Genomic DNA, 5,154 nt, shown 5'->3' with positions numbered 1-5,154 from the left:
TATTCAAAAACCATCATGAGAAAATCAAGGAGCTTTGGGAGAAAGTTTCTGGTGGGAAGTGAATTCTCCTCCGAGGGGGCTTGACTTTTCATCTGATATATGTAAAATACATATATGGGAGGTGAGAATATGTGGTGGGGCAGAGGATTTGGTTGGAGAAGAGGATGGGGATACGGAGGATTTGGTTTTGGAGGTCCATGGTGGGTTTATTTTGAGTATCCTCCTGCGCCGCCTACTCCCGAGGAAGAAAGGGAGATGCTTTTAGACTACAAGAGATTTCTGGAGGAGGAACTCAGGTACGTTGAGGAAAGATTAAGGGAACTCGAAGGTGGGAGGTGAGTAATATGCCAAGATTGGACGGCACTGGGCCCATGGGACTTGGTCCAATGACGGGTCGCGGTCTTGGATGGTGCAGATACATCGGCCCATGGAGCTGGGCAAGACCTTGGGGTTGGTGGAGAGGTTTTGGATGGGGCTGGAGAAGAGGCTGGCCCTTTGGGATGGGTCTTGCTTGGAGACACAGAAGAGGTTGGGGTTGGAGAGGCTGGTGGTAAGGTGGGGGCGTCAAGCCCCCTGAACGTTTTTAAACGGAGGGAGTAAAGTGCGGATATGTATTCTGTATGGTAACTCAGCCTTAGAAGGTTCTAAGCGTGAACACGGTCTTTTCTACGCTGGTGGATCAGAAAAGAAACCCTGGAGTCAAAGTATTCTGGTGAGAGGTACATAGGCGCTCCTTTTGAGTGGGAGGAAGTTCTCTTAAAAAGCGAGGTTCGATTCGTGAGCGAGAAGATAGTAGAGATCAAACCAAGGATATCTCTGATGGTGCCTGCAAATTTGAGAAACAAGGTTCTCTCCAAAGAGTTCTTTGTGGAAAAAAAGACGGTGAAAAAGAAAAATATTTCTTTGAAAACGAACAAACACTGGTGGTGGATGCAAAAGAGGGTTTGATTGTTGTTACGAGATGCTCTCATCGTGAAATCAGCAACATAGTGCTGGATGTTGCGGAGACGTTTAACAAAAGAATTCAACTGGTACTGAGGGGTTTCACCTTTTGAGATCTTCCAAAAAAGAGATAGAAAATATCGTGAAACTCTTCAACAGGATTGGGGTAGAAACTGTGGCCCCTTGTCATTGCACAGGAAAGAAAGCCATAGGTATTTTCGGAGAAAAATTCGCTGGAAATCTGTTGGAATGCTGTGCAGGTGTCACTTTTGAAGTTTCAAATTGATAAATTTCCGGGAAGTGTTTTTCAAGTATCCCCACTATCTTCTGAAAGAAGTGGTATCTTGTTGTTTTTCAGTCCGACTGGATATCCGGAACCATTCATTCCCTCGTGATGATAGAAGACGACGAGCACAACGAAAGATAACTCGGGGAACTACTTCAGTATGTCTGCACCAACCACTGGATGTTTTTTGATTATTTCGAACTCTTCATCGGTGAGTTTTCCAGGTTTGTTCCAAACGCAGTCTGGGACAGCGATCTTTCCTATATCGTGCAATTTCCCGATTATCTCGAGGATTCTGAGTTCTTTTCTCTTCAGGTTCATCTTTTTCCCTACGAGATCTGCTATTTTTGCCGCGTTTCTGGAGTACTCAGCGGTATAATGGTCCTTTTTCCCAACGATGACAACCAGCCTTTCAAGCCTTTCCGTCTCGTAATGAAGCCTCAGTATGAATCTTACGAAAATAGAGTGCAAAGCGATGATTAAAATCAAACCACTGAGTGAACTCCAGTAAGAAATGGGGAGCCAACCACCTCTGGTTCTGCTTTTGTACTCCAGATTCCAGAAAATCCTTGCTATCGTATATCTTGAACAAAGCCTAGAGTCTTTTCCATCGGACTCTATTCTGTAGTACTCTTCTTCGAAATTCGGCGGCTTATTCAGAATTCTGATCTCCCCTTTATGTACGGACCGGGAGATCTGATTTCTTCAAACGCTTCTTCGATGAATTCTTCGTTGTTCTTTTCCATAGCCTCTTTCAGCTCCGCCTATTGAAAATATCCACTCGACACAAGATCCACGGATCGCTAGACGATCGTCTGGAAAACCTTGGGTTGGTAGCGCTCCATGTTCTTCTGATAGTGAATCTGAACGAGCATAATCCTGACAAATATGAGTAGCACAACAATCACAAACACCCATCTGCAGTGTGTCAAGTACGAACACTATCCCTTAGCATCCTCGTGTTCAAGATGATATCTCTTCTGACGGTTTCGAGAAAAAACCCACGATCGCCAGTATGTCCCCCACGAACATGAGAACAAACCCAATACCAAAGACGACCAGGAGTATCGCACCCCATTTGTAGAAAGAAGCAGCGGTGTTGAAGATGGGCACCTTCAGAACCTCGGCAAGCATCCTGTAAGCCTTCATTTTGTAAACGAGGGCGACGATTCCAAGAACGACAATGGTCACAAACCCCGCGACTGCTACACCACCAGCGAATAACCCTCTTGTGAGGAGCGCGCCGAAGAGCACTACGGAAAAGATTACGGAAACGATCAAAAGCAAAACAGCGGGGATCAAAAGGTAGTTGAATATCCTCTTCTCATTCGTCATCTGGGAAATGTTGTAGATACCGATGAGGAACAGGATAAGCCCCACGAGTGAAAAGATCCATCCCACTGTAGGAAAAACACCGAGCAATTTGAGAATCATACCAATTCCTGCCAGCATTTTTGCCGTTGAAAGGTCCATATTGTCACCTCCTTCTCAGATTGTACCAGATGAAGCCGATCCACTCGTAGATGGCTCGGGAGTTCAGATAAAAAGAAGTTGTGTTTGGTAAGAAATCTACAAATTCAGGGGTTCCGAAATAACAGCCAGCAGGGTATGGTACAACTTCACTGAAGAACCTTTTGAAGGTATGAAGTGCCCTTTTCATATGTATCGAATCCGTCACAAGAATGACCGGAACATTCCCAATCATCTCTCTTGTGAAAGAAGCATTCTCATAAGTGTTTTTCGATCTAATCTCGACGAGAATGTCTTTCTCAGATACACCGAGAGATACCAGATACTCTTTCATGATTAGCGCCTCGGACTTCAAGTTGGAGAGGCTTCCACCCGTGACGAGGATGGGAAGACCGGTTTTTCTGTGAACCTGAAGTCCTGCAAGAACTCTTCTCAAAGTGGCATCGCTCAGAGTGTCTCCCAATCTCGTGTTTCTCTCCACCCCGCCACCGAGGATGATGATCATGCCATTTTGAGGAAATTCGATCGGCACGGTTAAATTTTCTTCGAGTGGGCGAAGAAAGAGAAACTCTCCAGGGTAACTGCTCACAATGTAGAGGAGCACTGCTAGAACCACAAGAAACCAGCGACTCTTTTTGAAAAAGATGCTCGCAAGAAGAAGGACCAGAATGAAAGCACCTGGTGTGACAAAAAAGGCTCCGGCCGTTTTTTGAAAGAGCACACTTTCACCTCCGTTTACGATTCTAACCGAAATGCCGATAATCATAATGGGGGGAAGTGGATGGATGTCTGGAGAGTCATAGGGAGATACAACAACGTACTTGTCCTGTCGAAAAAGAACAGTGTACTTGTTTTGGAGATAAACGGGAAGATACCAAAAGTTGGAGAAAGTGTTCGAGTGTGGTACAACAGGATACTGACAGGGAAGGAACTCAAAGCGAAGCTTCTTGCACACTTTGACGAAGAGTTGGCTTTCAAAATCTTCAAAACCCCGGGTCTTCTTGGATTTCTTTATGAGATATCATCCGGTTTCGAGAAGAAATACATTCATTTTCTGAAGATGTTTGTGAAGCATGTTGTTCCCAAACGTTTCCTGGAGATAACCGAAGAAAAGAAAAGAATTCTAAAAGAATTTCTTCCAAAGGCACTTGAAACAAGAGGTATAGCGTTTTCCAGGAAGTTTTCACTTCGGGAGTTTTTCAGGTTCGTTGATGAGAACTTCTCCAGAAAGACAACCCCTGAGGTTGACGATAAAACACTGAAAAGAGCTATTTCCATGCGAAAGGCTATCTTCAGCAGCGAAGATCACGATGTATATCAGCTCGATCTTCCTTCGAAGAAAGGTATCGTGAGAGGACGTTACATACTGATTCCTTTCAAAGGAAAAACAATCCTGATCATGTTCAAAAAAGAGGATCTCCCTTTCGTTTCCTTCTGCGTGAAAAAAGATTTGGATCTCTCCTTCCTCAAGTCTTTTTTGAAAGGGAATGTCACCGTTGAAAAGAGAAAGTCTTCTTGGAGTTTGGTTTGGCGGGGAAGAGAAGTTATAGAGTTCGATCTTCCAGACAAAGAAATCATTCCAAAGCCGGAGCGAATATCAGACCAGAGTGTGATGGATGCCGTTTTTCTGATTAATGACCTTCTGGACGAAAGCGTCAGATTCCTGTCCCTGCCTTCGTTCGGTGTATCTGAGATATGGTGGGAGAAAAGTTCAAGCAGAGCCATCCTCGTGGTGAACACATCTCACTTTGGAAAAGTGGTTGCGGATGTCTTCCTGGAAGAGAAGAACCTTTCCGTCAGATTTTATGCGGAAAGAAATCTTGAAGAACTATCTTTACATGCCGTGGAACTCAAAAAAGATCTCGAATCGATCGGCCTGTTTGCTCAACTTTTCTTTTCCAGGAAAGATCCCATGATCTGGGAGGGATTCAATGCGTACGGATGATATAAAGAAGGCCGTTGCGTTGAAGTACGATCCTTCCTCAATGAACGCTCCAGAAGTTGTTGCAAAGGGTGTTGGAAAAGTGGCAGAGAGAATCATAGAAATGGCAAGGAAGCATGGAATTCCTGTAGAGGAAAGGCCAGATCTGGTGGATGATCTCCTGAGATTGGAGCTCTTTTCAGAGATACCAGAGGAGATGTACATGGTCATAGCAGAGATATACGCTTTCCTGAAAAGGTACGACAAATAAAAAGGCCCCCGAAGAACGGGGACCTTTGGTCGGGGCGACTGGACTCGAACCAGCGACCTCTTGCGCCCCATGCAAGCGCGCTAGCCACCTGCGCTACGCCCCGCCGTTTTAATATTTTACCATACCCTTGGAAGATTTCAACATCTCAACGGTGGTGAATCGGGGCAAGAGTGAGAAAAATATGAGATAGAAGCTACATGTTGTATGCAAGGAACATAACAAGAGCCAACACCATAGCCATATCTTCCCTGCACGCTGCAACAT

The 5,154-nt window shown here is 44.9% G+C and carries 8 protein-coding genes, 1 tRNA gene and 1 pseudogene; 6 read left to right on the top strand and 4 right to left on the bottom strand.

Features of this window, described 5'->3' with window-relative positions; genetic code table 11:
• The first annotated feature begins 129 nt into the window (after positions 1–129).
• From J7K79_RS04245 to J7K79_RS04230, 4 genes are all read left to right on the top strand, one after another.
• The gene (locus J7K79_RS04245) at positions 130–339 is read left to right on the top strand and encodes a DUF5320 family protein (RefSeq protein WP_296905508.1); all 210 of its coding nucleotides are present in this window, start codon (positions 130–132) and stop codon (positions 337–339) included.
• Positions 340–344: 5 nt separating this feature from the next.
• The gene (locus tag J7K79_RS04240) at positions 345–554 is read left to right on the top strand and encodes a DUF5320 domain-containing protein (RefSeq protein WP_296905506.1); all 210 of its coding nucleotides are present in this window, start codon (positions 345–347) and stop codon (positions 552–554) included.
• 223 nt (positions 555–777) lie between these two features.
• Positions 778–948, top strand: coding sequence for a hypothetical protein (locus J7K79_RS04235; RefSeq protein ID WP_296905504.1), 171 nt, complete (start codon positions 778–780; stop codon positions 946–948).
• Positions 949–1,051: 103 nt separating this feature from the next.
• Positions 1,052–1,228 (top strand): hypothetical protein, encoded by a 177-nt coding sequence (locus J7K79_RS04230; RefSeq protein ID WP_296905501.1) that lies wholly within the window; start codon positions 1,052–1,054, stop codon positions 1,226–1,228.
• Between the two features lie 21 nt (positions 1,229–1,249).
• On the opposite strand, the pseudogene J7K79_RS04220 reads toward J7K79_RS04230, so the two are convergent.
• The 3 genes and pseudogenes from J7K79_RS04220 to J7K79_RS04210 all read right to left on the bottom strand — a co-directional run bounded on the left by J7K79_RS04220 (position 1,250) and on the right by J7K79_RS04210 (position 3,419).
• Positions 1,250–1,699: pseudogene (locus J7K79_RS04220) on the bottom strand (HD domain-containing phosphohydrolase).
• 492 nt (positions 1,700–2,191) lie between these two features.
• On the bottom strand, positions 2,192–2,701 hold the full coding sequence (locus J7K79_RS04215; protein ID WP_296905497.1) for a DUF996 domain-containing protein: 510 nt from the start codon (positions 2,699–2,701) through the stop codon (positions 2,192–2,194).
• A gap of 4 nt (positions 2,702–2,705) precedes the next feature.
• Entirely contained in the window at positions 2,706–3,419 is a 714-nt protein-coding gene (locus J7K79_RS04210; protein ID WP_296905496.1) for a YdcF family protein, read from the bottom strand.
• Between the two features lie 60 nt (positions 3,420–3,479).
• On the opposite strand from J7K79_RS04210, the gene J7K79_RS04205 reads away from it, so the two are divergent.
• Both J7K79_RS04205 and J7K79_RS04200 read left to right on the top strand, forming a co-directional pair.
• Complete coding sequence (locus J7K79_RS04205; RefSeq protein ID WP_296905494.1) at positions 3,480–4,643, top strand: flagellar hook-length control protein FliK; 1,164 nt, start codon at positions 3,480–3,482, stop codon at positions 4,641–4,643.
• Entirely contained in the window at positions 4,630–4,890 is a 261-nt protein-coding gene (locus J7K79_RS04200; RefSeq protein WP_296905492.1) for a FlhB-like flagellar biosynthesis protein, read from the top strand. Before J7K79_RS04205 ends, J7K79_RS04200 begins: the two co-directional genes overlap by 14 nt.
• 26 nt (positions 4,891–4,916) lie before the next feature.
• On the opposite strand, the gene J7K79_RS04195 is transcribed toward J7K79_RS04200, so the two are convergent.
• Positions 4,917–4,993: transfer RNA gene (locus J7K79_RS04195), tRNA-Pro, on the bottom strand.
• Between the last annotated feature and the right edge of the window lie 161 nt (positions 4,994–5,154).

The sequence above is a fragment of the Thermotoga sp. genome (genome assembly GCF_021162145.1).
Classification (GTDB): domain Bacteria; phylum Thermotogota; class Thermotogae; order Thermotogales; family Thermotogaceae; genus Thermotoga.
This window is presented reverse-complemented; position numbering and strand designations above follow the sequence as displayed.

Bases quoted from the DNA above. Each gene is read 5' to 3' on its own strand.
- J7K79_RS04245 (WP_296905508.1), top strand. From the start codon at position 130: ATGTGGTGGGGCAGAGGATTTGGTTGGAGAAGAGGATGGGGATACGGA.
- J7K79_RS04240 (WP_296905506.1), top strand. From the start codon at position 345: ATGCCAAGATTGGACGGCACTGGGCCCATGGGACTTGGTCCAATGACG.
- J7K79_RS04215 (WP_296905497.1), bottom strand. From the start codon at position 2,701: ATGGACCTTTCAACGGCAAAAATGCTGGCAGGAATTGGTATGATTCTC.
- J7K79_RS04205 (WP_296905494.1), top strand. From the start codon at position 3,480: ATGGATGTCTGGAGAGTCATAGGGAGATACAACAACGTACTTGTCCTG.
- J7K79_RS04200 (WP_296905492.1), top strand. From the start codon at position 4,630: ATGCGTACGGATGATATAAAGAAGGCCGTTGCGTTGAAGTACGATCCT.